The sequence below is a fragment of the Acuticoccus kandeliae genome (assembly GCF_003073115.1).
Genome location: NZ_QBBV01000001.1, coordinates 724,224 through 749,445, shown reverse-complemented (window position 1 = coordinate 749,445; position 25,222 = coordinate 724,224). Strand labels below are relative to the sequence as shown.

General features: G+C 68.8%; 25 protein-coding genes. 9 read left to right on the top strand and 16 right to left on the bottom strand.

Annotated features, from left to right (window positions below):
- Positions 1-239 precede the first annotated feature (239 nt).
- Positions 240-806, bottom strand: a complete 567-nt coding sequence (locus DBV35_RS03420) for a cytochrome b (protein ID WP_108658833.1) — start codon at positions 804-806, stop codon at positions 240-242.
- A 100-nt stretch (positions 807-906) separates the two neighbouring features.
- Complete coding sequence (locus DBV35_RS03415; protein ID WP_108658832.1) at positions 907-1,374, bottom strand: cupin domain-containing protein; 468 nt, start codon at positions 1,372-1,374, stop codon at positions 907-909.
- A gap of 171 nt (positions 1,375-1,545) precedes the next feature.
- On the opposite strand from DBV35_RS03415, the gene DBV35_RS03410 reads away from it, so the two are divergent.
- The 5 genes from DBV35_RS03410 to DBV35_RS03390 all read left to right on the top strand — a co-directional run bounded on the left by DBV35_RS03410 (position 1,546) and on the right by DBV35_RS03390 (position 7,880).
- On the top strand, positions 1,546-2,472 hold the full coding sequence (locus DBV35_RS03410) for a LysR family transcriptional regulator (protein WP_108658831.1): 927 nt from the start codon (positions 1,546-1,548) through the stop codon (positions 2,470-2,472).
- A 316-nt stretch (positions 2,473-2,788) separates the two neighbouring features.
- On the top strand, positions 2,789-4,288 hold the full coding sequence (locus DBV35_RS03405) for a sugar ABC transporter ATP-binding protein (RefSeq protein ID WP_108660529.1): 1,500 nt from the start codon (positions 2,789-2,791) through the stop codon (positions 4,286-4,288).
- Positions 4,288-5,364, top strand: a complete 1,077-nt coding sequence (locus DBV35_RS03400; protein ID WP_108658830.1) for an ABC transporter permease — start codon at positions 4,288-4,290, stop codon at positions 5,362-5,364. The genes DBV35_RS03405 and DBV35_RS03400 overlap by 1 nt, the downstream gene beginning before the upstream one ends.
- 35 nt (positions 5,365-5,399) lie before the next feature.
- Positions 5,400-6,503 carry a substrate-binding domain-containing protein gene (locus DBV35_RS03395; RefSeq protein WP_108658829.1) on the top strand — a complete coding sequence of 368 codons (1,104 nt, stop codon included), beginning with the start codon at positions 5,400-5,402 and terminating at the stop codon, positions 6,501-6,503.
- A 120-nt stretch (positions 6,504-6,623) separates the two neighbouring features.
- Positions 6,624-7,880, top strand: a complete 1,257-nt coding sequence (locus DBV35_RS03390; RefSeq protein ID WP_108658828.1) for an LVIVD repeat-containing protein — start codon at positions 6,624-6,626, stop codon at positions 7,878-7,880.
- A gap of 18 nt (positions 7,881-7,898) precedes the next feature.
- Here DBV35_RS03390 and DBV35_RS03385 read toward each other — a convergent pair whose 3' ends face one another.
- The 6 genes from DBV35_RS03385 to DBV35_RS03360 all read right to left on the bottom strand — a co-directional run bounded on the left by DBV35_RS03385 (position 7,899) and on the right by DBV35_RS03360 (position 12,946).
- The gene (locus DBV35_RS03385) at positions 7,899-8,666 is read right to left on the bottom strand and encodes a shikimate dehydrogenase family protein (RefSeq protein ID WP_108658827.1); all 768 of its coding nucleotides are present in this window, start codon (positions 8,664-8,666) and stop codon (positions 7,899-7,901) included.
- A complete protein-coding gene (locus DBV35_RS03380; RefSeq protein ID WP_108660528.1) occupies positions 8,666-9,448 on the bottom strand; it encodes an ABC transporter ATP-binding protein in 783 nt (260 codons plus the stop codon). Before DBV35_RS03380 ends, DBV35_RS03385 begins: the two co-directional genes overlap by 1 nt.
- A gap of 29 nt (positions 9,449-9,477) precedes the next feature.
- On the bottom strand, positions 9,478-10,218 hold the full coding sequence (locus DBV35_RS03375; protein WP_157961556.1) for an ABC transporter permease: 741 nt from the start codon (positions 10,216-10,218) through the stop codon (positions 9,478-9,480).
- Positions 10,219-10,312: 94 nt separating this feature from the next.
- Positions 10,313-11,305 carry an ABC transporter substrate-binding protein gene (locus DBV35_RS03370; protein WP_108658825.1) on the bottom strand — a complete coding sequence of 331 codons (993 nt, stop codon included), beginning with the start codon at positions 11,303-11,305 and terminating at the stop codon, positions 10,313-10,315.
- A gap of 64 nt (positions 11,306-11,369) precedes the next feature.
- A complete protein-coding gene (locus DBV35_RS03365; protein ID WP_108658824.1) occupies positions 11,370-12,134 on the bottom strand; it encodes an ABC transporter permease in 765 nt (254 codons plus the stop codon).
- On the bottom strand, positions 12,131-12,946 hold the full coding sequence (locus DBV35_RS03360) for an IclR family transcriptional regulator (RefSeq protein WP_108658823.1): 816 nt from the start codon (positions 12,944-12,946) through the stop codon (positions 12,131-12,133). The genes DBV35_RS03365 and DBV35_RS03360 overlap by 4 nt, the downstream gene beginning before the upstream one ends.
- A gap of 84 nt (positions 12,947-13,030) precedes the next feature.
- Here DBV35_RS03360 and DBV35_RS03355 point away from each other — a divergent pair, with 84 nt between their 5' ends.
- Positions 13,031-13,720: a hypothetical protein gene (locus tag DBV35_RS03355; RefSeq protein WP_108658822.1), complete on the top strand. Its 690-nt coding sequence runs from the start codon at positions 13,031-13,033 to the stop codon at positions 13,718-13,720.
- A 150-nt stretch (positions 13,721-13,870) separates the two neighbouring features.
- Positions 13,871-14,776 carry a 5-dehydro-4-deoxyglucarate dehydratase gene (gene kdgD / locus DBV35_RS03350; RefSeq protein WP_108658821.1) on the top strand — a complete coding sequence of 302 codons (906 nt, stop codon included), beginning with the start codon at positions 13,871-13,873 and terminating at the stop codon, positions 14,774-14,776.
- A 36-nt stretch (positions 14,777-14,812) separates the two neighbouring features.
- Here kdgD and DBV35_RS03345 read toward each other — a convergent pair whose 3' ends face one another.
- The 6 genes from DBV35_RS03345 to DBV35_RS03320 all read right to left on the bottom strand — a co-directional run bounded on the left by DBV35_RS03345 (position 14,813) and on the right by DBV35_RS03320 (position 20,510).
- Positions 14,813-15,730, bottom strand: a complete 918-nt coding sequence (locus DBV35_RS03345; protein ID WP_108658820.1) for a dihydrodipicolinate synthase family protein — start codon at positions 15,728-15,730, stop codon at positions 14,813-14,815.
- Between the two features lie 89 nt (positions 15,731-15,819).
- A complete protein-coding gene (locus DBV35_RS03340; protein ID WP_108658819.1) occupies positions 15,820-16,710 on the bottom strand; it encodes an amidohydrolase family protein in 891 nt (296 codons plus the stop codon).
- 11 nt (positions 16,711-16,721) lie between these two features.
- Complete coding sequence (locus DBV35_RS03335) at positions 16,722-17,987, bottom strand: TRAP transporter large permease (protein WP_108658818.1); 1,266 nt, start codon at positions 17,985-17,987, stop codon at positions 16,722-16,724.
- Between the two features lie 3 nt (positions 17,988-17,990).
- On the bottom strand, positions 17,991-18,494 hold the full coding sequence (locus DBV35_RS03330; RefSeq protein ID WP_108658817.1) for a TRAP transporter small permease: 504 nt from the start codon (positions 18,492-18,494) through the stop codon (positions 17,991-17,993).
- Positions 18,491-19,471: a TRAP transporter substrate-binding protein gene (locus DBV35_RS03325; protein WP_157961555.1), complete on the bottom strand. Its 981-nt coding sequence runs from the start codon at positions 19,469-19,471 to the stop codon at positions 18,491-18,493. Before DBV35_RS03325 ends, DBV35_RS03330 begins: the two co-directional genes overlap by 4 nt.
- Positions 19,472-19,520: 49 nt before the next feature.
- Positions 19,521-20,510: a TRAP transporter substrate-binding protein gene (locus DBV35_RS03320; protein WP_108658815.1), complete on the bottom strand. Its 990-nt coding sequence runs from the start codon at positions 20,508-20,510 to the stop codon at positions 19,521-19,523.
- A 96-nt stretch (positions 20,511-20,606) separates the two neighbouring features.
- On the opposite strand from DBV35_RS03320, the gene DBV35_RS03315 reads away from it, so the two are divergent.
- Entirely contained in the window at positions 20,607-21,302 is a 696-nt protein-coding gene (locus DBV35_RS03315; protein ID WP_170134867.1) for a GntR family transcriptional regulator, read from the top strand.
- A 194-nt stretch (positions 21,303-21,496) separates the two neighbouring features.
- Complete coding sequence (locus DBV35_RS03310) at positions 21,497-22,273, top strand: DUF2189 domain-containing protein (protein ID WP_108658813.1); 777 nt, start codon at positions 21,497-21,499, stop codon at positions 22,271-22,273.
- Positions 22,274-22,280: 7 nt separating this feature from the next.
- Here the strand turns inward: DBV35_RS03310 and DBV35_RS03305 are convergent, their stop codons facing one another.
- Both DBV35_RS03305 and DBV35_RS03300 read right to left on the bottom strand, forming a co-directional pair.
- Positions 22,281-23,558: an aspartate aminotransferase family protein gene (locus tag DBV35_RS03305; protein ID WP_211099929.1), complete on the bottom strand. Its 1,278-nt coding sequence runs from the start codon at positions 23,556-23,558 to the stop codon at positions 22,281-22,283.
- A 121-nt stretch (positions 23,559-23,679) separates the two neighbouring features.
- Positions 23,680-25,209, bottom strand: a complete 1,530-nt coding sequence (locus DBV35_RS03300) for a fumarate hydratase (RefSeq protein ID WP_108658811.1) — start codon at positions 25,207-25,209, stop codon at positions 23,680-23,682.
- Positions 25,210-25,222 lie beyond the last annotated feature (13 nt).

Sequence of the window (25,222 nt, the reverse complement as noted above, 5' to 3'; positions counted from 1 at the left end):
GGCGTCATCCCTCGCTGGTGTGTCGAAACACGCGTCGAAGGCACGGGACGGCGCCATGGCGGGGGAATTTCGCGGGCGCGCGAACCGGCTCAGAGGGAAATCTGACGCAAGTGTGCGTCCCGCGCTGTTGCTAGTTTCGCGGCGGCGCGCTGCGTTTTCGGCAGCGCTCCACGCCCCGCCGGCAGGGCGCCGGGCGGGCCTGTGGGGCCGCGAAGGCTGATGGGTTCAGGCGGGTCGGATCAGACCGGCCACATGCGACGGATCACGCCGTCCTTCTGGACGAACGAGTGCATCACCACCGCGCCGATGTGGACGAGGAGGAGGCCGATGATCACGAAGCCGATCGTCTCGTGGATCTCGAAGAGCTGGCCGGCGAGCGCGTCGTCCTTCGCGAGCGGCATCGGCAGGGTGAAGAGGCCGAAGATCGAGACCGGCGCGCCGAACGCGCTCGTCCCGAGCCAGCCCAAGATCGGCTGCACGAGGAGGCAGAGATAGAAGAGGCCGTGGACGAGATGGGAGGCCCCGTGCTGCCAGCGCGGTATGCCGGGCGGCAGCGGCGGCGCGCCACGGCCGATGCGGAAGACGAGGCGCAGCGCCATGAGGACGAGGACGACGAAGCCGAGTTCCTCGTGGATGTAGAAGAGCCAGTTCTGCAGCGGGCCGGGCCCGACCGCGCCCATCAGGAAGCCGAGCGGGATGACGGAGAGGACGAGGAGCGCGATCGCCCAGTGGAGCCAGCGCGCCGGCCATTCATACCGGCCGATATCTTCGGCGCCGCCGACCACCGCGTACGAGCTGTCCGTCATCGCTCCCTCCGGAATGGCCGCCGCTCCGTCCCGCCGGAGGGCGCGTGCGCCAAGCTTCCACCCTTCGTTGCAAGAGTCCAGATGGCCCCGCGCGGACGCGTCAGGGCGGCGGGAGGGGCGGGCCGAGAAATTCCACCTGCCAGCGTTCGCCGAAGGCGTTCAGCGTCGCCCTGTCCGGCCGCCCGCCCTTCATGATGTCGCCGAGCCCGGTGAAGAAGCCGACAGCATCGAACGCCGGCATGATGAGGATGAACTGGCGCGCCGGCCGGTCGGTGATGTTGCGGAAGGCGTGCGGGGTGCCGCCGGGGACGGTCACGACGTCCCCCTCCTCCGCGATGAACCGCTCCTCGCCGCGCTGGTAGAGGTAGCGCCCTTCGAGCACGCGGAAGATCTCGGTCTCGCGGTGGCGGTGGAGCGGCGGGCCGAAGCCCGGCGCGTTGACCGTCTCGATGATGGTGAGCGCGTCGCTCGAAGCCTCGGGCGGCAGGCGCACGGTGAGCTCGAGCCCGATGGCCGGGACGTGGATGACCGGCTCGTCGGTGCGAGAATGCCAGTTGGCGAACGACATGATGGTCTTCCAGGATGATGCCTTGCCGCCGCATGATCGGGTGCGACGTGGCCCTTTCATAGCATTTTTGCTGACACGCCGCGCGGGTCAATCCGGCGAAGGCGGGCCGGCGGGTGGCTCGGATTTTGCCTCGACGGCGGCGCCCCCGCCATGACGCCTCAGGAGACCGGAATGCGACACATGCTGACGCTGGATCTCATCGAGGCGGTGGCGCGCGCGGGCTCGATCCGCAAGGCGGCGGAGCTGATGAACCTCACGAGTTCGGCGGTGAACCGGCGCCTCCAGAGCTTCGAGCAGGAGTTCGGCACCCAGATCTTCGAGCGCCACGCCCAGGGCGTCCGGCTGAATTCGGCGGGCGAGCTTCTGTTGAAGCACATTCGCTCCCAGCGCTCCGACCTCGCGGTCGTGCGCGGCCAGGTGGAGGAGCTGATCGGCGTGCGGCGCGGCCACGTCACCATCGCGTGCAGCCAGGCCCTCACCCCGTTCTTCCTGCCGGACCGGATCGCCGAGTTCCGCAAGCGCTATCCGGGCGTCACCTTCACGGTGAACGTGCGCGACCGCGTCGCCGCCGAGCGGGAACTGACGAGCTTCGCCGCCGACCTCGCCCTCGTCTTCGAGCCCGTCAACATGGCCGATTTCGACATCCTGTGCGCCGCGCCCCAACCCGTCTGCGCGGTGATGGCGGAGGACCACCCGCTCGCCCGCGCCCCCCAGGTGCGCCTGCGTGCCTGCCTCGACGGGCCGCACGTCGTCCCATCCGACCGGTTCGGGGTGCGCCACCTCCTCGACATGGCGCTCCGCCGCGCCTCGCGGAAATTGAACCCGATCGTGGTCGCCGACAGCTTCGAGTTCATGCGCCGCTACGTGACGCACGAGCGCGCGGTGGGGTTCGAGATCCCGATCGGTCTCACCGGCGCTGTGGCGCAGGGGCTCGTGGTGCGTCCCCTGCCGAAGGAAGACGTCCCGCCCGGCCACCTCCTCCTCGGCCAGCTCGCCGGGCGCACGCTCCCGGTTGCCGCCGCCCGCTTCGCCGAGGAGCTGACGATGGCGCTACGCAACTATCCGATCCCCGGCGAGGCGGCGCCGCCGCAGAATTGATGGCGATCCCTTCGATTTCATCGACGGACCTCGATTCGCCTTCTTGCTAATCGAGGTCAACTTCTGTTTAGTCGGTGACGGCGACTGAAAGCAGAGCAGCACAAGCTGCCGATAAGAATACGAGCCGTTTTGCGGCCGTCAGTCTCCGGAGGAAACAAGGTTTGGGATCGCACCCAACGATAGGCCGTGGTGTCGACGGCTGTGGCGGACCGCTGAGCGCGGCCGCGACACACAATGAAATCATGCCCCGGTGCTTCACGTGACGGCTGTCGCGGCTGCCGGAACCGGAGCGGCGCCGATCCTCTCCTTTCACGGGATGCGCAAGACGTTCGGCGGAACCGTCGCCGTCGACGACGTGTCCTTCGACGTCTATCCAGGCGAGGTGCTCGCCCTCCTCGGCGAGAACGGGGCGGGCAAATCCACCCTCATCAAGATGCTCGCAGGGGTCCATGCGCCGGACGGCGGCGAGATCCGCTTCGCCGGCAAGCCCTACCAGCCGCGCGCCTCCGCCGGTCGCGTCGCCTTCATCCACCAGGATCTCGGCCTCATCGAGTGGATGACGGTCGCCGAGAACATCGCCCTCTATCGCGGCTATCGCCGGCCCTTCGGCCTGATCGGCTGGCGCGCAACGTCGAAGGCGGCGGTCGAGGCGCTCTCCGTCGTCGCCGGCGACATCGACCCCGAGCGGCGGATCCATGAGCTGAGCCGCACCGAGAAATCGCTCGTCGCCATCGCCCGCGCCGTCAGCATGGACGCCTCCGTCCTGGTGCTCGACGAGCCGACGGCGAGCCTGCCGAAGGGCGAGGTCAACACGCTCTTCAAGGTGCTGGAGCGGCTCCGCGCGCGCGGCGTCGCGATCATCTATGTCTCGCACCGGCTCGACGAGGTGATGGCCATCTCCGAGCGGCTCGTCGTCCTGCGCGACGGACGCCTCGTCGGCGTCAGCCGCACCAGCGAGACCTCGCCCGACGACCTCGTCCGCATGATCATCGGGCGCGCGCCCGAGAGCCTCTTCGTGCGCCCGCCCGCCCCCGCCTCCGACCCGGTCCTTACCGTGCGCGGCCTCGTCGTCGGCGATGTCGGGCCGGTGGACCTCGAGGCGCGGCGGGGCGAGATCGTCGCTCTCGTCGGCCTGCGGGGCGCCGGACAGGAGGAGGTCGGGCGCGCCCTCTTCGCCGACCGGATCGCCGACGAAGGCACCATCGTGCTCGACGGCAAGACGATCCGCGCCGACGGGCCGCCGGGCTCGATCCGGGAAGGCATCGGCTTCGTCGCGGGCGACCGCACGTCCGACTCGGTCGCGCATCGGCTGAGCGTGCGGGAGAACATGTTCCTGAACCCCTCCGCCGCCGGGCGCGGGCTCTTCCGCCTGCGCACCCCATCGGCGGAAGCGGAGGAGGCGCGCACGCTCGGCCGGCGCATCACCCTCACACCCAACGATCCCGACGCGCCGATGGAGACGCTGTCCGGCGGCAACCAGCAGAAGGTGGTGCTCGCGCGCTGGATGCGGATCGGCGGCTCGGTGCTGATCCTCGAGGACCCGACCGCTGGCGTCGATGTCGGCGCGAAGGCGGAGATCTACCGCCTCCTCGGCAATGCCGTCGCGAACGGGCTCACCCTCGTCCTGATCTCCACCGACTTCGAGGAGGTCTGCGCCATCTGCCACCGCGCGCTCGTCTTCCGCGACGGACGGATCGTCGTCGCGCTCGACGCGGACGCGCTCACCATCGAGCGCCTCACCCACGCCGCCTCGCTGCAGCAGGGCATCCCCGGCGCCGGCGCCGCCACCCCTGGCGCGACCATGGAAATCCACTGATGCAATCGTTGAAATCGAACGCGCTCGAGCCCACCCGCTTCGACCTGCGCCAGATGAGCGGGCGGCAGAAGGTGCTGCGGCTCCTGCCGGTCTACGGCATCCCGATCCTGACGGTGGTGCTCATCATCGTCTTCTCGCTCGTCCTGCCGCGCACCTTCCCGACGATGCTGAACCTGCGCTCGATCCTCGGCGACAAGGCGATCATCGCGCTCCTCTCCCTCGCCGCGATGGTGCCGATGATGGCCGGCCGCATCGACCTCACGGTCGGGTACGGCATCGTGCTGTGGCACATCCTCGCGATCGGCCTCCAGACGCAGTTCGGCTTCGAGTGGTGGCAGGCGGCGATCATCGTCCTCCTGCTCGGCGCGCTCCTCGGTCTCTTCAACGGCCTCCTCGTCGAGCTGGCGCAGATCGATTCCTTCATCGCGACGCTCGGCACCGGCACCGTGATCTACGCGATCGCCCTCTGGTACACGGAGGGGCGGCAGATCATCGGCTCCCTCCCGGCCGACTTCACCGGCCTCTACACGACCCAGGTCTTCGGCCTGCCGATCGCCGCCTTCTATGTCGTGATCGTCGCCTTCGTCCTGTGGATCGTCACGGAATATCTGCCGATCGGGCGCTATCTCTACGCGATCGGCGCGAACCCGCGCGCGGCGGCGTTGAACGGCATCCCGACGCGGCGCTATGTGATGGGCGCGTTCATCACGTCCGGCGTCCTGACCGCGCTCGCGGGGATCATCCTCGCCGCCAAGCTGCGCATCGGACAGGCGAGCGTCGGCCTCGAATATCTGCTGCCGGCCCTCGTCGGCGCCTTTCTCGGCTCGACCACGATCAAGCCGGGACGCGTGAACGTGTGGGGCACGGTCGCCGCGGTCGCGATCCTCGCGGTCGGCATCTCGGGCATCCAGCAGCTCGGCGGCGCCTTCTTCGTGGAGCCCCTCTTCAACGGCGTGACGCTGGTCCTCGCGATCGGCCTCGCCGGCTACGCCCAGCGCAAGCGCGGCAGCGTGCGCCACAAGAAGGCGGCGCCAACACCCTCTGCGGCCACCGGGGACGATGTGAGCCGCACCTGAACAACAAGCATCGTCCCGAGGAAAGGAAACGCACCATGACACGGGGATGGATCGCCGGATTGACGGCCGCTCTGCTCCTCGGCGGCATCGCGCCGGCGCTCGCTCAGGACGAGCTCGCCGCGTCGCGGGAAATCGTCGAGGCCTACTCCAAGCCGAACCCGCCCTGGGACGGGCCGACCACCGGTCCCGCGGCACAGTCGGGCAAGCTCATCGTCTATGTCTCGACGGACCAGCGCAATGGCGGCGCCCGCGGCGTCGGCGAGGGCGTCGTGGAAGCGGCCGAGCTGATCGGCTGGGACACGCGCACCATCGACGGACAGGGCACCGTCTCGGGCCGTTCGTCCGGCCTCACCCAGGCGATCGCGCTGCAGCCTGACGTGATCGTCCTCGGCGGCATCGACGCCAACGAGCAGGCCGCCCTCGTCGAGGAGGCCGACAAGGCGGGTATCAAGGTGATCGGCTGGCACGCCTATGCCACGACCGGACCGCACCCCTCGCTGCCGATCTTCACCAACATCACCACCGATCCGATGAAGGTCGCCGCCGCGGCCGCCGCCTACGCCGTCGTCACCTCCGAGGGCAAGGCGGGCGCGATCGTCTTCACCGACAGCGTCTACGAGATCGCCGTCGCCAAGGCGAACGCGATGGCGGACGTGATCCGCGCGTGCGCGAACTGCAAGCTGCTCGAGTACATCGACACGCCGCTCTCCGACACGGCGATGCGCATGCCGCCGATGACGACGGCCCTCCTCCAGAAGTACGGGGACGAGTGGACGCACGCGCTGTCGATCAACGACCTCACCTTCGACTTCATGGCCCCCGCCCTCGCCTCCGCCGGCATCGCCGGGGACGGGCATCCGACCAACATCTCGGCCGGTGACGGGAGCGAAGCCGCCTTCCAGCGCATCCGGGACAAGCAGTTCCAGGCGGCGACCGTCGCCGAACCGCTGCGCCTCCAGGGCTGGCAGGTCGTCGACGAGGCGAACCGCGCGCTCGCCGGTGAGAAGGATTCCGGCTACGTCGCCCCGCCGCACCTCTTCACGCCCGACAATATCGGCTTCGACGGCGGCCCCAACAACATCTACGACCCGGACAACGGCTACACCGAGATCTACGCCAAGATCTGGAACGCGGACTGATCCGCACCCTGCCTGACGCGCCCCGGCCGCCCGGCGCCCCGCGCCCGGCGGCCGGCCCTTCGCGCCGGTCCCGACGCCGCGCGCCGTGAACGGCCTCTCCTTTTTCCCAGGACATCCGTCATGACCGACACGCTTCCAAAGGCTGATTTCGCCCGCAACATGACCCTCGTCGGACACAGCGACCAGGGCGGCCGCCCCGATGGCGTCCAGCTCATGGTGAACAAGGGCTACGCGATCACCGGCCACATGTTCTCCAAGGGCTTCAGCGTCATCGACGTGCGCGACCCGCGTGCCCCGAAGGCCGTCGCCTACATCCAAGCCCCGCCGAACACCTGGAACATCCACCTCCAGGCGCATGAGGATCTCCTCCTCGTCATCAATGCCAAGGACATGTTCGCCTCGAGCGAGTTCGCGGACGAGAAGGCCTACTACACGACCTCGGTCGGCAAGACGGTCGGCACCGACGAGATCGGCAAGCGTGCGCGGGACTGGACCGCCGGCATGGCCGTCTACGACATCAAGAACCCCGCCGAGCCGCGCCAGATCGGCTTCATGCCGGTCGAGGGCGCCGGCATCCATCGCATCTGGTACACGGGCGGGCGCTACGCCTACGCCTCCGCCCTCCTCGACGGGTTCGCGGACTACATCTTCATCGTCATCGACATGGCGGACCCGACGGCGCCGCAGATGGTCGGCCGCTGGTGGATCCCCGGCATGAACACCGCCGCCGGCGAGGTCTCCACCGTCCCGCCAGGCAAGCGGATGGGCCTGCACCACCCGATCATCCACGGCGACACCGCCTATTGCGCTTGGCGCGACGGCGGCATGGTGATCCTCGACATCGCCGACCGCTCCGCGCCGAAGCTCCTGCGCCATCTCAACTGGAGCCCGCCCTATGGCGGGGGCACGCACAACTGCCTGCCGCTGCCGGAGCGCGAGCTTCTCGTCGTCCTCGACGAGGCCGTCCTCGACCACCAGGAGGACGGGGTGAAGCACATCTGGATGTTCAACAACGCGGTGCGCGACAACCCGATCTCGATCTCGACCTTCCCCTATCCGGACGAGGCCGACTATGTCGCGAAGGGCGGCCATTTCGGGCCGCACAATCTCTATGAGAACCGGCCGGACGGGTTCGTCAGCGAGGAGCTGATCTTCACGACCTTCCAGAATGCCGGGGTGCGCGTCTTCTCAATCGCCGACCCCTATCGCCCGGTCGAGACCGCCGCCTACGTGCCGGGGACGCCGACAACCCTCGTCGACCACCGCCCGAACCGGACGAAGGTGATCCAGAGCTGCGACGTCTATGTGGACCGCAACGGGCTCGTCTACGCGAACGACTATAATGGCGGGCTCTTCATCCTCGAATATCGGGGGTGAGGCCGCCGCCCCTCTCCCTCACGCCTCGGCGGTGAGCCAGGCGCCGATCGGCTCGATCTGGTGGGTCACCATCTCGTAGCCGGTCACGAGGGGGATGCCTGCCGCGCGCGCAAGGTCGGCAAGGCGCGTCTCGTTCGGCACCGCGACGATGTCGGCGACGAGGCGCGCGGCAGCCACCTCTGCCTCGCCGAACGGGCTCGGGTCGCCGCGCGCCATGCCGAGCGGCGTCGCGTTGACGAGGATGTCGGCGGCCGGGCGCGGGGCCGACGGATCCAGCATACGCGGCGCGATCGCGAGCATCGCCCCCACGGCGGCGAGCCGCGCCGGATCGCTCTCGACGAGGGTGAGGTCGCGGTTTCCGGCCGCCTCGAGCGCAAGCGCGATGGCGAGCCCCGCACCGCCGAGCCCCGCGAGGGTGACGCGGCTCGTCGAAAGATCCGCCCCGGCGGCGGCGAGCGCGTTCACGAGCGCGATCCCGTCGAACTGCGCCCCTTCGAGCCCGTTTGCAGTGCGCTTCACCGCGTTGACGCTGCCGGCGGCGCGCGCCGTGCCGGAGAGGCCGTCGAGGAGGGGCAGGATCGCGCGCTTGTGGGGCATCGTCACCATCAGCCCGTCGATGCCGGGGTCGGCGCGCACCTCGTCGACCAGCGCCGGGAGGTCTTCCGGCTCGACGTGGCGGACGGCGCAGGTCGCCGCCTCGCCGCGCGCGGCGAACCAGGCCTCCAGCAGCGGCGGGGTGCGCACGCTCGTCACCGGCGCGCCGATCATGATGTAGCGGCGGCCCATCAGTGGAACTGGTAGACGCCGAGCTTCTCGAAGGTGGCGTAGATGCGCTGCGCGTAGGCGGAGAATTCGGGATACTCGCCGAGGTGGGCCGGGCGCGGGCGCGGCAGGTCGATGACGATCTCGTCGACGATGCGGCCCGGCCCCGTCGACATCACGAGCACGCGGTCCGAGAGCCCCACCGCCTCCTCGATCGAGTGGGTGATGAAGAGCACCGTCTTCTTCGTCTCCAGCCACAGCATCTCGAGATCGTGGCGGATCTGGGTGCGCGTGATCGCGTCGAGCGCACCGAAGGGCTCGTCCATCAGGAGCATCGACGGGTCGTGGACGAGGGCGCGGGCGATCGAGACGCGCTGGCGCATCCCGCCCGAGAGCTGCCAGGGATAGCGGTCCTCCGCCCCGGCGAGGCCGAGCCGGTCGAAGAGGCGCGCGGCGCGCGCTTCCATCTCCGCCTTGTCGAGGCGGCGGATCTGCTGTTGCAGCATCACGTTCTTCAGCGCCGTGCGGAATTCGAGGAGCAGGTGGTCCTGGAAGACGATGCCGACATCGCAGATCGGGTCGGTGAGCGGCTTGCCGTCGATCGCGATCGTCCCCTCGCTCGCCGGTTCGAGGCCCGAGACGAGGAGCAGCGTCGTCGACTTGCCGCAGCCCGACGGGCCGATGAGGCTCACGAACTCGCCCGGCTTGACGGTGAGGTCGATCGGCCCCAGCGCGTGGAAGGCGCCCGGCCCCTCGCCATAGATCTTGGTGAGGCCCTTCGCCTCGATGGATGCCCCGGTCGCCATGGCGTCCTTCCCTCTCGCGCGCGCCCCCATCATCGGCGGCGCGCCCATGGCATCAGGAGCCGCCCGACGAGGGTGACGATGCCGTTGAAGATCAGCGCGACGATCGCCGTGGCGATCAGGCCGCAGAACATGAGCGGCATGTCCATGTAGCTGGACGCCCGCATGATGAGATGGCCGAGCCCCGCATTGGAGGCGATGAACTCGGCGATGATGACGCCCTCGACCGCCTTGATGATGCCGATGCGCATCCCCGCATAGATGTGCGGCATGGAGGCCGGCAGGCGGATGTAGAAGAAGGTCTGGAGTGGCGAGGCGCCCATCGAGCGCGTGATGTAGCGAAGGCGCGGGTCGACCGCGCGGAAGCCCGACATCGAATCGACCAGCACCGGGAAGAAGGACATCAGGAACACGATGAGGACCGCGACGAGCGGCCCGATCCCGAACCACACGATGAGGATCGGCCCGATCACCGTCTTCGGCATGATGTTGAGGAAGACGATCACCGGGTAGAGCCCGCGCTCCAGCGCCGGGATCGACACGATCGCGAGCCCGAGCGGCACGGCGACGAGGATGCCGAGCGCGAAGCCGAAGAAGATCCGCACCGAGGTCGCCCAGGCCGCCGAGGCGAGCGCCGGGAACTCGGTGAAGAAGCGGCCGAGAAAGTCGCTCGGCTTCGGCACGAGCCACACCGGCACGTCGAAGATGCGGATCACGGCCTCCCACAGGCCGAGCAGCGCCGCGATGGCGAGCACGGGGTAGAGCGCCGCCACCAGCCATCGGACGTCGAACCGGTGCGCGCGGACGGAGGGTCCGCGCGCAACGCTCAGCACTGTCGGGTCGTGCGAGGCCACGTCTGTGCCAATCTCAGGGGCAGGTGACCGGCTCGGACGGCAGAAGGTCGAGCGTGTAGTAGTCGGTGATGGGCTTCGCGTCCGGGAAGCTCATCGCCGTCGTCATGACCTTGTAGATCTCGGACCAGGTCGCGTCGTCGGTCACGCCGATCGCGTCGCCCGAGCCGCCGGGGCAGACGGAGGAGAAGCTGTATTTCGCGCCCTGGAGGAGCGCCTCCTTGGTGTTCTGCGTCTCCGGGAACATCTCCAGGAGCGCGTCGACCGCGCCGTCCGGATCCGCCATCGCGGCCTGCCAGCCCTTCAGCGTCGCGCTGATGAAGCGCTTATAGAGGTCGGCGTTCTTCTCGATGTTGTCGTCCCGCGCGATGAGGCTGAGGCTCACCACCGGCACGCCGTTGTTATAGAAATACATGTTGTCGACCTTGAGACCCTCCTTCGTGAGGGGGACGACGGTGTTCTCCGGCGTTTCGGCGATCGCATCGATGTCGCCCTTGGCGAGCAGGCCGAGCGCGGCGTTCTGCGTGGCGCTCACGATGTCCACATCGTCCTCGGTCATCCCGTTCGCGGCGAGGAAGGCGCCGAAGAGCGGCACCATCGCCGTGCCGGGCGCGACGGCGACCGACTTGCCCTTGAGGTCGGCGGGCGAGGAAATGCCGGAATCGGCGAGATATTGGACGCCGAACTGGCCCGACTTCCAGATCGTGGCGATCACCTTGATCGGCGCACCCTGGGCGGCGACGTTCAGCGCGGCGCCGGCGTCGGCGAGCGCGATCGCGCTGCGTCCGGTCGCGACGAGCTGCGCGGCGACCGAGGAGCCGCGCCCCTCCTCCAGTGTCACGTCGAGATTCTCGTCCGCGTAGAAGCCCTTCGCCTTCGCCATCGCGAAGCCGAGATGGGCCGAGTCCGCCGTCCAGTTCATGGTCATGGTGACCTTGTCCTGGGCGAGGGCGGCGTGCGGCAGCGCCAGCGCGCAGCCGGCCAGGATTGTCGTGACAATCGCCTTCATCGGTCGTCTCCTCCGGTTGAACGGGCTGGCCTTCTCTCGGGCCATGCCTCGGGTGATGGGGTCGTCAGTGTCGGTCGCGTCGCCTCCAGGGCAGCAGCACCCCTTCGACCAGCGAGACCCCGTAGCTGAGGATCACGCCGACGGTGGAGCCGACCACGAGGATGGCGAAGATGAAGGCCGTGTCGGTCGAATCCATCGCCCGCAGGACGAGGTAGCCGAGGCCGTTGTTGGAGTTCAGCCACTCGACCACGATCACCACCGTGACCGCGATGACGATGCTGATCTTGAGCCCTGAGAAGATCTGCGGCGCGGCGGACGGCAGCTCCACCGTCAAGAAGGTCTGAAGCCGCGAGGCGCCCATCGAGCGCGTGAGATAATAGTGGCGCCGGTCGACCGACTTGAAGCCGGCGACCGCGTCGACGAGGACCGGGAAGAAGGTGATGAGCCCGGTGAGGAGCACGACCGGGAACGGGCCGAAGCCGAACCAGACGAGCAGCAGCGGCGCGAGCGTGATCTTCGGCAGGCCCTGGATGAAGACGACGATCGGGTAGATCAGCCGCTCGCACGTGCGCGAGCGGGCGATGAGATAGCCGAGCGCGACGCCCGGAATCGCCCCCGCGACGAAGCCGTAGAGGATCATGCGCGTGGTGATGAGGCCGTGATGGAGGAGGCGGTCATGCTCCTCCACAATGCGCCACAGGAAGACCGAGGGCGCGGGCAGCATGAAGGACGGCACGTCGGCGACGCGCACGACGATCTCCCAGATCACCATCAGCCCCACGAACCAGAGGGCGGGCTCGAGGATGCGGCGGGTGCGCGAGACCTTCATGACGCGCTCACCGGGTCGGGACGGGCGGTGCGGCTGTAGATGCGCAGCGGCCAGACGGCGGTGAGCTCCCCGGCCGCCCCGGTGAGGGCGGCGGCGAGCGCGGCGTGGCGGTCGGCGGGGAAGCGCATCAGGGGACCCGCGACGCTGATCGTGCCGGCGACGCTGGCGGCCTCCCCCTCGCGGGCGCGGAAGGGGATCGCGACGGCGGCCGTCCCCTCCTCGCCCTCCTCGATCGCGGTCGCGTAGCCGCGCCGACGCACGAGGTCGAGCTCTTCGAGGAGGCGCGGCATCGAGTTGATGCGGCGCGGCCCCAGCGGGCGCAGCGTCTCGAACCCGCGCGTCGCGATGATGCGGCGCACCTCCGCCTCCGGCAGCGTCGCGAGCCAGGCCTTCCCGTTGGCGGTGGCGTGGAGGACGATCTCCTCCCCCATCGGCGGGTCGTAGCGCAGGCCGAGGGTCGCCCCTTGGGCGCGGGCGACCCAGACGAGGTCCTCCCCCTCCAGGATCGCGAGGCGGCAATATTCGCGCGTCTCGGCGGCAAGACGGTCGAGCACGTCCTGCACGATGTCGGGGACGGAGCGCGCGTCGAGATGACGGAAGCCGAGCGCGGCGAGCCGCAGAGAGAGCGAGTAGGCGTGGGTGACCGGGTCCTGCACGATCCAGCCGCGCGCATGCATGGCGTTGAGGATGCGATGCGTCGCGCTCGCCGGCAGCTCGACGCGCGCGGCGATCACCGACAGCTCCATCGGCGCGGACTCGCCGGCGAGCGTCTCGATCAATCTGAGGCAACGATCGACGGCCGCAACGGTCATTTCTCTCCCCTTCCGGACGCAGCCTATAGCCGTTCGCCGGAAATTGGAATAGCATTCCAAAAACACGTCAGGGAGGTTTGCAGCGTGGCACTTATCGGCACCGGGGCCGTCGCGATCTGGCACGACATCATGCCGGAAGGGCGGGATCAGTTCTACGACTGGCACGGCAACGAGCACATGCTGGAGCGAGTCGGGATCCCCGGCTTCCATCGCGGCCGGCGCTATATCGCGCTCGATGCGGACCTCGAATTCTTCAACCTGTACGAGGCCGACTCGCTCGATCTCCTGAAGGGCCCCCTCTACCAGGACCGCCTGAACAGCCCGACCCCGTGGACGGTGGAGACGGTGAAATTCTTCCGCAGCGTCAACCGCTCCCTCGTCCATGTCGCCCACTCGCGCGGCGCGACGGAGGGCGGCCTGTGCGCCACCCTTCGCTACGACGTGCCGGACGAGGCCGTCCCCGGCCACACCGAGGCGGCGCGCACGCTGCTCGACGGGATCGCCGCGCTGCCGGAGATCGCGGGCGTCCACCTCATGGTGTCGGACAAGGCCGCGAGCGCGGTCGACACGGCCGAGCGCAAGGCGCGCAGCGAGGCGAACCGGATCCCGGCCTGGATTGCGATGGTGGAGGGCTGGGGTGACGCGCCGCGCTTCATGGATCTGTGCCGCGAGCGCCTCGCCCCCGCCGCCTTCACCGCCATCGGCGCGGACGCGGTGGAGGGGCTCGGCCTCTATCAACTCCAGATCAGTGTGGAGACGCCGCGCACGCAGTGAGAGAGGATTGTTGACACCCCGCGCGCCGGTCGGCTAGCGCAACATCCGCTCCGGCCGAGTGGCGCGGGGCGGCACGATCCATCACACAGAGATGGCCGCGCGCCCCGTCCGTCGCGCGCGCCACCCTGAACCGACACCGAGGAGAGGACCATGGACCCACAACAGTTGAAGCACGCGCTCGGGTCCGGGCTGCTTTCCTTCCCCGTCACCGCCTTCGGGGCGGACGGCGCGTTCAACCCCGCCCCCTACCAGGACCACGTCTCCTGGCTGTCCGAATTCGGCGCGGCGACGCTGTTCGCGGCCGGCGGCACGGGCGAGTTCTTCTCCCTCTCCCCGCGCGAGGTCCCGGCCATCGTGAAGGCCGCGAAGGAAGCGGCCGGCGACACGCCGATCGTGTCGGGCTGCGGCTACGGCACCGAAATCGCGGTCGAGATCGCGAAGTCGGTCGAGGCGGCCGGCGCGGACGGCATCCTCCTCCTGCCCCACTATCTGATCGACGCGCCGCAGGAGGGCCTCTACCGCCACGTGAAGACGGTGTGCGACAGCATCGGCATCGGCGTGATGGTCTACAATCGCGACAACTCGATCCTCACCGCCGACACGCTCGCGCGCCTGTGCGATGTCTGCCCCAACCTCGTCGGCTTCAAGGACGGCTCGGGCGATATCGGGCTCGTGCGCCAGGTGACGGCCCGCATGGGCGACCGCCTCACCTATCTCGGCGGGATGCCGACGGCCGAACTCTTCGCCGAGGCCTATCTCGGCGCCGGCTTCTCCACCTACTCCTCCGCCGTCTTCAACTTCGTGCCGAAGCTCGCGATGGAGTTCTATGGCGCGCTGCGCGGCGGCGATCGGGCGCGGTGCGAGGAGATCCTCAACACCTTCTTCTACCCCTTCATGGCGATCCGGAACCGCCAGAAGGGCTATGCGGTGAGCGCCATCAAGGCGGGCGTGCGCATCCAGGGCTTCAACGCGGGCCCCGTCCGCGCCCCGCTCGTCGACCTCACGGATGAAGAGGTCGGCATGATGACCGACCTCATCGCCCCCTACCGGCGCTGATCGCGCCTCAGGCTCCGGACCCAACCAGGACGGGGCCTAGGCCGCGCCCTGCACGGTGAGGCCGTTGTCCGCCAGGAAGGCGCGCAGAGCCCGCGTCTCCTCCGGCGGAAGCGGCCAGGCCGAGGGCGGTCGCGTGTGGCCGCAATCGAGGCCCATGATGGCGAGCGCGGTCTTCACGCCGGTGACGTTCGCCCCGTTCATCTGCGTCGCGCGGATGTGCTCGAACACCGCCATGCCGGCGATGAGGCGGCGCGCCTCCTCATAGTCCCCGGCCTCCAGCGCGGCATGGATCGCGACCGAGCGCTCCGGCCACACATTGATGAGGCCCGAGGTAAAGCCCCGCGCGCCGACGGCGTAAAGGGGCGGCGCCCAGACTTCGGCGAGGCCGCCGACCCAGACGACATGCTCCGGCGACGCGGCGATCGCCTCGGCGAGCTTCAGCGGGTTCGGCGTCGCCCATTTGACGCCGACGACCCCCTCCACCGCGCACAGCGCGGCGATGTTCGCCGTCCCGATCGTGTCGTTTCGCAGATAGAGGACGATGGGCAGCCCGCCGCCCGCATCGCTCACCCGGCGCACATATTCAACGATGCCGCTCGGCGCGACGAACGGGTCCGGCGGCTGGTGGATCATCAGCGCCGCCGCGCCCGCCTTCGCCGAGGCGCGGGCGATCGCGCACGCGTCCTTGATCGACTTGCCGACGCCGCCGATGAGCGGCGCGCGCCCGGCCACGATCTCGGCGCTCTCGGCGACGTAGCGGACCGCCTCGTCCGTCGTCATCCCGTAGAACTCGCCGGTGTTGCCGTTGGCGACGAGGATGTGGACGCCGGCCCCGACCGCCCGGTCGACGATCGGCTTGAGCCGCGCCGTCGCCAGATTGTCGTCCGCGTCGAACGGGGCGACGAGGATGCCGGAGATCCCGCGCAGCGCCTCCTGAAGCGACCCACTTGGCATGGCTGTTCCCTCACTCGTTTTGGTGGCACGAAGGTCGCCGCGCGCACCGGCCTTGTCAAATCGAGGCCGGACGCGCGACGCCGCCACGTTCATTCGATCCGGTAGAGCGCCACCGCGTTGTCGTGGAGGATCGCGCGCTGGTCGGCCTCAGCCAGGTCGGCGACGGCCGCCCGCACGGCGGAGACGATCGCGCCATAGTCGGTCCAGATCTTCTCGATCGGGAAGTTGGAGCCCCAGACGCAGCGCCCGGCCCCGAAGATCTCCACCGTCTCGCCCACGATGTCGGCGATGTGGGCGGGGTCGTTCCGGTGGATGAAGGTGCCGAGGCCGGAGAGCTTGGTGTGCATGTTGGGCTGGTCGGCGAGGCGCTTCATCCCCTCGCGCCACTCGGCCATGCCGGCGGCGCTGGTATCGACCAGCATCCCGGCGTGCTCCAGTACGAAGGTGAGGCCGGGGAAGGCGGCGACGAGGTCGGCCCCGTCCGCCATCTGCCCGGCGAAGACCTGCAGCTCGAACAGCCAGCCATAATCGGCGAGCTTCGCGAGATTCTTGCGGAAGCCGGCCGAGCCCATCTCGTTCGGCCCGCTCGCGAAGCGGTATTGCGGGTTGTCGTGCCAGTGGAGCTGCTGGCGCACGCCGCGCATCAGGGGCGAGCGCGCGTGGGCGGCGAGCACCGCATCCACCCCGTCATCGTGGAAGTCGGCGAAGCCCACGATCGCGTGCGGCCAGCCGGTCGCGTCGGCGATCGACTGGACCCACTCCACCTCCTCGACCGCCCGGTCCTTCGCCCAGTTCGTCTGCACGTAGACGGACTTCACGACGCCCGTGCCCTCGAGATCGGAGAGGAACTCGTCGATCGGGTAGTCGCGCTTGATCGCGTCATACTCGCCGAAGATGCGCGGCACGGTCGGCCCCTGCAGCCAGGGCTGGTCGGCCCTGCGCCAGATGTGATGGTGCGCGTCGACGATGGGGATCGCCATGAGGAGGCTCCTCAGAGAAGGATGGTGGACAGGATCGGGAAGAGGATGAGCACGACGAGGACGACCGCCATCGCCAGCATGAACGGGATCACCCCCGTCACGACATCCTTCATCGTCGTCCCCGAGATGCCGGAGATGACGAAGAGGTTGAGGCCGATCGGCGGCGTGATCGCGGCGATCTCGATGTTGAGGACGAGAACGATCGCGAAGTGGATCGGGTCGATCCCGAGCGCGCGCACCGAAGGCAGGAGCATCGGCGTCACCACCGTGAGGAGGGTGAAGCCGTCGAGGAAGCAGCCGAGGATCGTGAGCACGATCGAGACGACGAACAGGAAGGCGAGCGGCGAGAGGTTAGCCGCGTCGATCGCCTGAACGATCGCCTCCGGGATCCCCGCGAGCGTCGCCAGCATCCCGATGAAGAGCGCGCCGGACAGGATGAAGAGGATCGCCCCCGTGCTGCGCGCGCTGTCGATGAAGATCGAGGGAAGGTCGCGAAGCCCGATCGTGCGGTAGACGAAAAGGCCGATGAAGAGGCCGTACACCACCGAGATCGCCGCCGCCTCGGTCGGCGTCACGAAGCCGGCATAGATGCCGCCGAGGACGATCGCCGGCATCAGGAGCGCCGGCGCGGCCCTCCTGAAGGTGCGCGCGACGACCGCGAGGGAGAACGGGGTCGTCTGCTTCCCGTAGCCGCGCCGCAGCGCGATGGAGAAGGCGACGATGCCGATCGCGGTCGCGGCGATGAGGCCGGGCACGACGCCCGCGAGGAACAGGTCCTTCACCGATTGCTGCGCCATCTCGCCATAGATGACGAAGGTGACGGAGGGCGGGATCAGGATGCCGAGGGTGCCGCCCGCCGCGATGAGGCCGGCGCTGAAGCGCTTCGGATAGCCGAGGCCTTCCATCGTCGGGATCATGACGCGGCCGAGCGCGGCGGCCGAGGCGACGGACGAGCCCGTCATCGCGCCGAAGATCGCGGTCGCCCCCGTCGCGCCGATCGAGGCGCCGCCGGGCACCTTGCCGACGAGGCTCTGCATGAAATCGAAGAGATAGCGGGCGAATCCGGAGCGCAGCATGATGTTGCCGGCGAGGATGAAGAAGGGGATCGCGAGGAGGACGAAGCTGTCGAGGCCGGAGAAGATCGACTGGGCGATCTGGGTCAGCGACGTCATACCCGAGATGAGGACGACGACGAGCCCCGTCAGCCACAGCGCGAAGCCGACCGGCACGCCTGCGATCAGGAACAGGAACATCAATGAGATGAGGAGGAAGGCCATGTTTCAGCCCTCGTCCACATGAACGGGCGTCGCGGGGCGGACGCCGAGGAGACGCAGGACGAGCCGCAGGCTGATCAGCCCGAACCCGATCGGCACGATGAGCTGCGCGACCCAGATCTCGAACGGCAGGTTCGAGTGGGCGAAGGAGATGCCGAACATGCGGGACTCGCGCACATACTCGACCCCGAGCCAGGTCGCGGCGAGCGAGAAGACGAGGCAGAGGACATCCGACAGGCGCTCCAGCACGACGCGCGCCCGGTCCGGAACCGCGCCGAGCAGAAGCTCGATGCGCACATGCGCCCCGTCGCGCGTCAGCCCGATGGTGGCGACATAGACGAGGACGATGAGGAGGACGCGCGACAGCTCGTCCGTCCACAGATGCGAGCCTCCGAAGAGGCCGCGCAACGTGAGTTCCCAGGTCACGAGGATGAGAACCGTGGCGAGGACGAGCCCTGCGAGCCCGTCCTCGATGCGCATCAGGATGCGGTTGAGACGCGTGAGATTCACTGGCGGTAGGTCTGGATCTCGTTGATCAGCTCATCCCCGATCTGCGGCGTGAACTCGTCCCAGATCGGCTTCGCGGCCTCGGCCCAGATCGCGATCTCCTCCGGCGTCTGGACGTGGACGTCGACGCCCACCCCGGCGAGGTCCTTCAGCGCCTTGTCAGACGCCGCCTCGGCGACCGCGCGGTTCTTCTGCGCGACCTCGATCGCGGCCTCCTGGATGATGGTCTGCAGCTCCGGGTCGAGGCTGTTCCACCAGCGCGCGTTCACCATCCACGGATAGAAGGCGATGTAGTACGGCGCGTAGGTGACGTTCTTGATCGACTCGTACCACTTGTAGATCATGTAGTTGTCGGTCGGCACGTTCAGCGCGTCGATGAGGCCCTGCTGGATCGCGGGCGAGATCTCGACGAAGTTGATCGACACCGGCGTCGCGCCGAAAAGCTTCAGCATCGCAAGGTTCGTCTTGCCGAGACCGCGGAACTTGAGGCCCGCGAAGTCGCCGGGCTCGCGCAGCGGCGTCGTGCGCGTGCCGGGGACGAGATAGTCGAACGGGAGGACGGTGAGGAGCTTCGCCCCCTTCGCCTCGGCCTCCTGGTAGGCCTTCTCGAAGAAGCCATCGTCGATCGCCTTGTAGAAGGCGGCCTTCGTCGGGAACACGTAGGGCAGCTCGAACACGGCCGATTTCGGGGCGACGGCGCTCCAATAGGCGGAGATGAGCGTCGTCATCTCGGCGTCGCCGCGCAGCACGGCCTGGAGGAGGTCGAGGCCCTTATAGAGGCTGCCGCTCGGGTAGAGCTTCACCTCGATGCGCCCGTTGGAGCGCTCCTCGACGAGCCTCTTGAACTCCTGGTTCGCCTGCCCCGGCGTGATCTCGAGCGCGTACTCGACGGGGAAGCGGATCGTGACGTCGGCGGCGTTCGCGACGCCGCCGAGGAGTGTCATGGCGGCGATCGATGCGCCGATCAGCGATTTCAGCATGGGCGTGTCATCCGGTTTGTCGTTGTGTCGGGGGCGGTGCGGCGGAAAATCAGGGGGCGGCGGAGTAGGCGCGGACTTCGTCGATGAGGGCATCGCCGATCTGCGGGCGGAACTCCTCCCAGACGCCGGCGGTCGCCGCCTTCCAGGCTTCGAGCTCCTCGGGCGTCTGGACGTGGACGTCGGCGCCGACGGCGCGCAGCCCCTCGATCGCCTGCTGGGTGACCGCCTCGGAGCGGGCGCGGTGGCGCTCGCCGACCTCGATCGCGGTCGCCTGGATGATGTCGCGCAGCTCCGGATCGAGATTGTCCCACCAGCGCGCGTTCACCATCCACGGATAGAAGGAGAGGTAGACCGGCGCGTAGGTCACGTTCGGCGCGGACTCGTACCATTTGTAGGCGAGGATGATGTCGATCGGAGCGTTGAGCCCGTCGATCACGCCCTGCTCCAGCGCCGGAGACAGCTCGGTGAGGTTGAGCGACACGGGCGCGGCGCCGGTGGCGGCGACCATCGCGGAATTGATCTTGCCGAGGCCGCGGATCTTCTGGCCCGCCATCGATTCCGGCCCACGGATCGGCGTCTCGCGCGAGGCGAAAGCGAAATGGTCGTAAGGCAGGACCGCGATGACCTTCGCGCCCTTCGCGGTGACCTCGTCATAGGTGTTCTGGATGAAGCCGTCGTCGTCGATCGCGTCGTAGAAGGCGCGGCGATCCTCGAAGGCGTAGGGCAGTTCGAACACGGCGAGCTTGGGCGACAGCGCCGTCCAGTAGGCGTTGGTGAGCGTGCTCATCTCCGCGTCGCCGCGCAGGATCGCCTGCACCAGGTCGAGGCCCTTGTAGAGGCTGCCGCTCGGATAGAGCTGCACCTCGACGCGGCCGCCGGTGCGCTCCTCCACCAGATCCTTGAATTCCTGGTTGGCGACGCCCGGCGCGATGGCGAGCGAATACTCGACCGGAAAGCGGATGGTGACTTCGGCCGCATCGACCGGAGCCGTGACGAAGGCGGCCGCGAGGGCAGCCGCACTCAGCGCGATGTGACGCATCGCATTCCTCCCAATCTGCCTCTGATGGGCATTGACAGCGCACTATTCACCCGATTTTCGTATACCGTCAACACTTTCGAAAATCGGGACGACGGGTTGCCGAAACTCAAAAGCCGAAGCGAGCACGCCTTCGACACGCTGCGGACCGCGATCCTGGTCGGGCGCTTCGAACAGGGCGCGCCGCTGAAATTTCAGGAGCTGCAGGAGGTCTGCGGGGTGAGCGTGTCGCCGGTGCGCGAGGCGCTGACACGGCTCGTCGCCGCCGGGCTCGTGGAGGGCGAGCACAACCGGGGCTACCGCGTCACCTATCTCTCGCGCGCCGATCTCGACGACCTCGTGCGCACGAGGATCCAGATCGAGGGCATGGCGCTCACCCGCGCGATCGAGCTTGGCGACACCCATTGGGAAGCCCGCGCGATCTCGTGCCTCCACATCATCGACCGGATGCCGCGCCTCCAGTCGGACGAGCCGCACCTCCACGACGAGACGTGGGAGAAGCATCACGCGGCGTTCCACGAGTCGCTGATCGCGGCGTGCGATTCGCCGATCCTGCTCGCCTTCTGCCGCACGCTCTACGACCGGGCGGACCGCTATCGCCGCTTCTCGCTGACGGTGGAGAGCGCCCCGCGCGACGTCGCGGCCGAGCACCGCGCGATCCTCGACGCGACCCTCGCGCGCAAGCCGAAGGAGGCCTGCGCCCTCCTCGCCGAGCACTACGAGAACACCGCGCGCTATGTGCGGGACTATCTCACCGAGAAGGAGCGGAGCGCCGTCGCGGCGCGCGAGGCCTGAACGCGGCGGGGCGAAGTTTGACCTTGGCGCGCCCGGCAAAAGCCGGGAAGAATGGCGCCGGAGCGCGCCCCGCTCAACCCGAATCGGATTGAGCGGGAAAAGCGTGCTCGCTTCATAAATCTGGCGCGATTGCTCTTCGCTCAGGTTGATCCAACCTGAGCGGCAAGCGCGCTAGACGATTCCGGGTCGCGCCCATGACAACACAAACAATCGCCGCCACGCCTCGTCCGGACATTCGCAAGCTGCGCCTTGCCGATCTCGGCGCCGTCCTCGCGGCGGGCTGGCGCGACTTCGTGCGCGCGCCGCTCTTCGGCCTCTTCTTCAGCTTCTTCTACGTGGTGTGCGGGCTTGTCCTCGTGCTCGCGGGGGCCGGCACGATCGAATGGACGCTCGTCCTCTCGCTCGGCTTCCCGCTGGTCGCCCCGTTCGCCGCCGTCGGCCTCTACGAGGTGAGCCGCCGGCTCGAACGCGGCGAACCGCTCGGCTGGGGCTCGGTGCTGGGCGTCGTGTGGCGCGAGCGCGGGCGGCAGACGCCGTGGATCGGCGCGATCCTCGTCCTCGTCTTCCTGTTCTGGAGCTTCTTCGCGCACATGTCCTTCGCCCTCTTCCTGGGGCACATGCCGCTCACCAACATCACGACCTCGTTCGACGCGCTCTATTCGTTCAACGGCATCGCGATGATCGCCTTCCAGGTGATCGTGGGGCTCGGCGTCACCTATCTCGTCTTCACGATGACGGTGGTCTCCCTCCCCTTCCTCCTCGACCGCGAGGTGGACTTCGTGACGGCGATGCTGGTTTCCATGCGCGCCGTGCGGGCGAACCAGGGCCCGCTCCTCGCCTGGGCCGCGATCATCGCGGTCACGGTGCTGACGGCGATGATCCCGCTCTTTCTCGGCCTCTTCCTGGCGCTGCCGGTGCTCGGCCACGCGACGTGGCACCTCTACCGGCGCACCCTCTCCTTTCCCGGCTAAGGAACGCTCAGGCGGCCTCTTGCGCGGCGTGGAGGTCGGCGCGCGCGTCGAGCACTTCCGCGACGCAATCGAGGAAGCCGGCGATCTCCGCCTCCCCGATCGGCAGCGAGAGCGCGATGAGGCCGCGCGAGGCGAGGTGCTGGCCGCGCGCGTTGAGGTCGAACTGGAGGAGGCGGCGGAGCGCAATGTCGTGCTCCGGGTCGGTCCCGTGGATGTTCATGATCGAGCCCATGCCCGTCACGATGTAGGGCGCGCCCTTCTCGGCGAAGAGGGCGTTGAGGCGCGCGCGCAGATCCTCGCCGCGCGCATAGAGGGCGGCGAGATTGTCGGCGGTGAGGTAGGTCTCGATCGCCGCGATCCCGGCGGCCATCGCGAGGGTGTTGTTGTTGAACGTCCCGGCATGGCCGACCGAGCCGGGATTGCGCGGGTCCATGTGGGCCATGATCTCGGCCTTGCCGCCGAAGCAGCCGAAGGCGAGGCCGCCGCCGAAGAATTTGCCGATCGTCGTCATGTCAGGCGTGATCCCGAGGAGGGACTGCACGCCGCCATAGGCCATGCGGGCGGTCTGGACCTCGTCGAAGATCAGCACCGCGCCGTGCTTCTGCGTGAGATCGCGCAGCGCCGCGAGGAATTCGCGCGTCGCCGGGCGGCAGCCCCCCGCCCCCTGCATCGGCTCCACCAGGACCGCGCCGATCTCGTGCTCCGCGAACGCCGCCTCCGCCGCCGCGATGTCGTTGTAGGGCAGGACGAGGAAGTCGAGCGGGGCGTTCACCGGGGAGCCGCCACCGGCGAAGGTGAAGACCCCGCCATGATAGCCGCGCTCGAACACGATCACCTTGGTGCGGCCGGTGTGGATGCGCGAGAGCGTCAGCGCCATGAGGTTCGCCTCTGTCCCCGAGTTGGCGAAGCGCAGGAGGTCCATCGAGGCGAAGCGTTGGGTGATCAGCTCGGCGAGCCGCACCTCCAGCGTATTGTGGGAAGAGAGGTTGATGCCCGCTTTGTGCGCCGCGACGGTGGCGTCGAGGAGGACGTCGGACGAATGACCGAAGATCCCGGCGGTGAACTCGCCGAGGAAGTCGACATAGGTGTGCCCGTCGACGTCGGTGATGCGGCAGCCCTCACCGGAGGCGATGCAGAGGGGAAACGGCTCGCTCCAGAGCGAGGTGCGGGTGTTGCCGCCCGGCATGACGGCGCAGGCGCGTTCGTGCGCGGCCCGGCTCGCCGGATTGCGGGTCACGAAGGCGGCTTCGGCATCGGCGAGCGCGGCAAGCACGGAGTTCTTCACGATCGGCACTCCTTCACCGGGACGGAGCGGGCGCGCTCCGCGATCGGGGGACATGGCAGCCAGAATGCAAGGGATGCGCCGCACACGCCACCCCGCGCCTGCCGTCGCGCGGGCGGCCGCGTCAGACCACCGGCGCGGCGTCCCTCGCCCGCCCGATCACCGGACGGCGCCATTCGCGCGGCCCGGTCTCGTGGATCGAGGTGCCGGTGGTGTCGACCGCGACGGTGACGGGCATGTCCTCCACCACGAACTCGCGGATCGCCTCCATGCCGAGATCCTCGAAGGCGAGGATGCGGGCGGACTTGATCGCCTTCGCGACGAGATAGGCCGCGCCTCCGACCGCGATGAGATAGGCGGCGCCGTGACGGCGGATCGAGTCGACCGTCTCCTTCCCCCGCTCGGCCTTGCCGATCATGACGAGGAGGCCGGTCGCGTCGAGGAGGCGGTCGGTGAAGGGGTCCATGCGGGTCGACGTCGTGGGACCGGCCGGGCCGACCACCTCGTCGCGCACCGGGTCGACCGGGCCGACATAGTAGATCGCGCGACCGGCGAGATCGACCGGGAGCGGCTCGCCGGCCGCGATCATCGCGTCGAGCCGCTTGTGCGCCGCGTCCCGCCCGGTGAGGAGGCGGCCAGACAGGAGCAGCGTGTCGCCCGCTCGCCAGGTGGCGACCTCCTCGCGCGTCAGGCGGTCGAGGTCGACGCGGCGGCCCGCGCTCTCCCCGCCGAGCGCGATCTCGGGCCAGATCTCGATCGGGGGCGGGGTGAAGGTCGCCCGGCCCGTCCCGTCGAGCGTGAAGGAGACGTGCCGGTCGGCCGCGCATTGCGGGATGAGGCCGACGGGCTTGGAGGCGGCGTGGACGGGGTGCGTGCCGATCTTCACGTCGAGCACGGTGGTGAGGCCGCCGAGCCCCTGCGCGCCGATGCCGAGCGCGTTGATCTTCTCGTAGAGCTCGATCCGCAGCTCCTCGATCTTGTCGTTCGGGCCGCGCGCCAGGAGCGCCGTCATGTCGATCGGCGCCATCAGCGATTCCTTGGCGAGCAGCATCGCCTTCTCCGCGGTGCCGCCGATGCCGAGGCCGAGGAGGCCGGGCGGGCACCAGCCGGCGCCGAGCCCCTCCACCGTCTTCAGCACCCAGTCGACGAGGCTGGCGGAGGGGTTGAGGGCGGCAAAGCGCGCCTTGTTCTCCGACCCGCCCCCTTTCGCCGCGACCGAGACCTTGACCTTGTCGCCCGCGACCATGCGCACGTGGGTGACGGCCGGGGCGTTGGTGCCGGTGTTCTTGCGTGCGAAGAGCGGGTCCGCGACGATCGAGGCGCGCAGCGGATTGTCCGGGTCGGTGTAGGCGCGGGCCACCGCCTCGTCGATCATCTCGTCGACCGGGCGGCCGGTCGCGAAGCGCGCCCCCATCCCGACCGAGACGAACGCGTTGACGGTGCCGGTGTCCTGGCACATCGGCCGGCGGCCGAGCGCGGCCATGCGCGAATTCACGAGGATCTGCGCGATGGCGTTGCGCGCCGCCGGGCTCTCCTCGCGCTCATAGGCGCGGGTGAGATGGGCGACATAGTCGGCCGGGTGGTAGACCGAGATGAACTGGAGCGCGTCCGCGACGGACCCGATGAAATCCTCTTCGGTGATCGGCGCGGACATCGCTCTCTCCTCG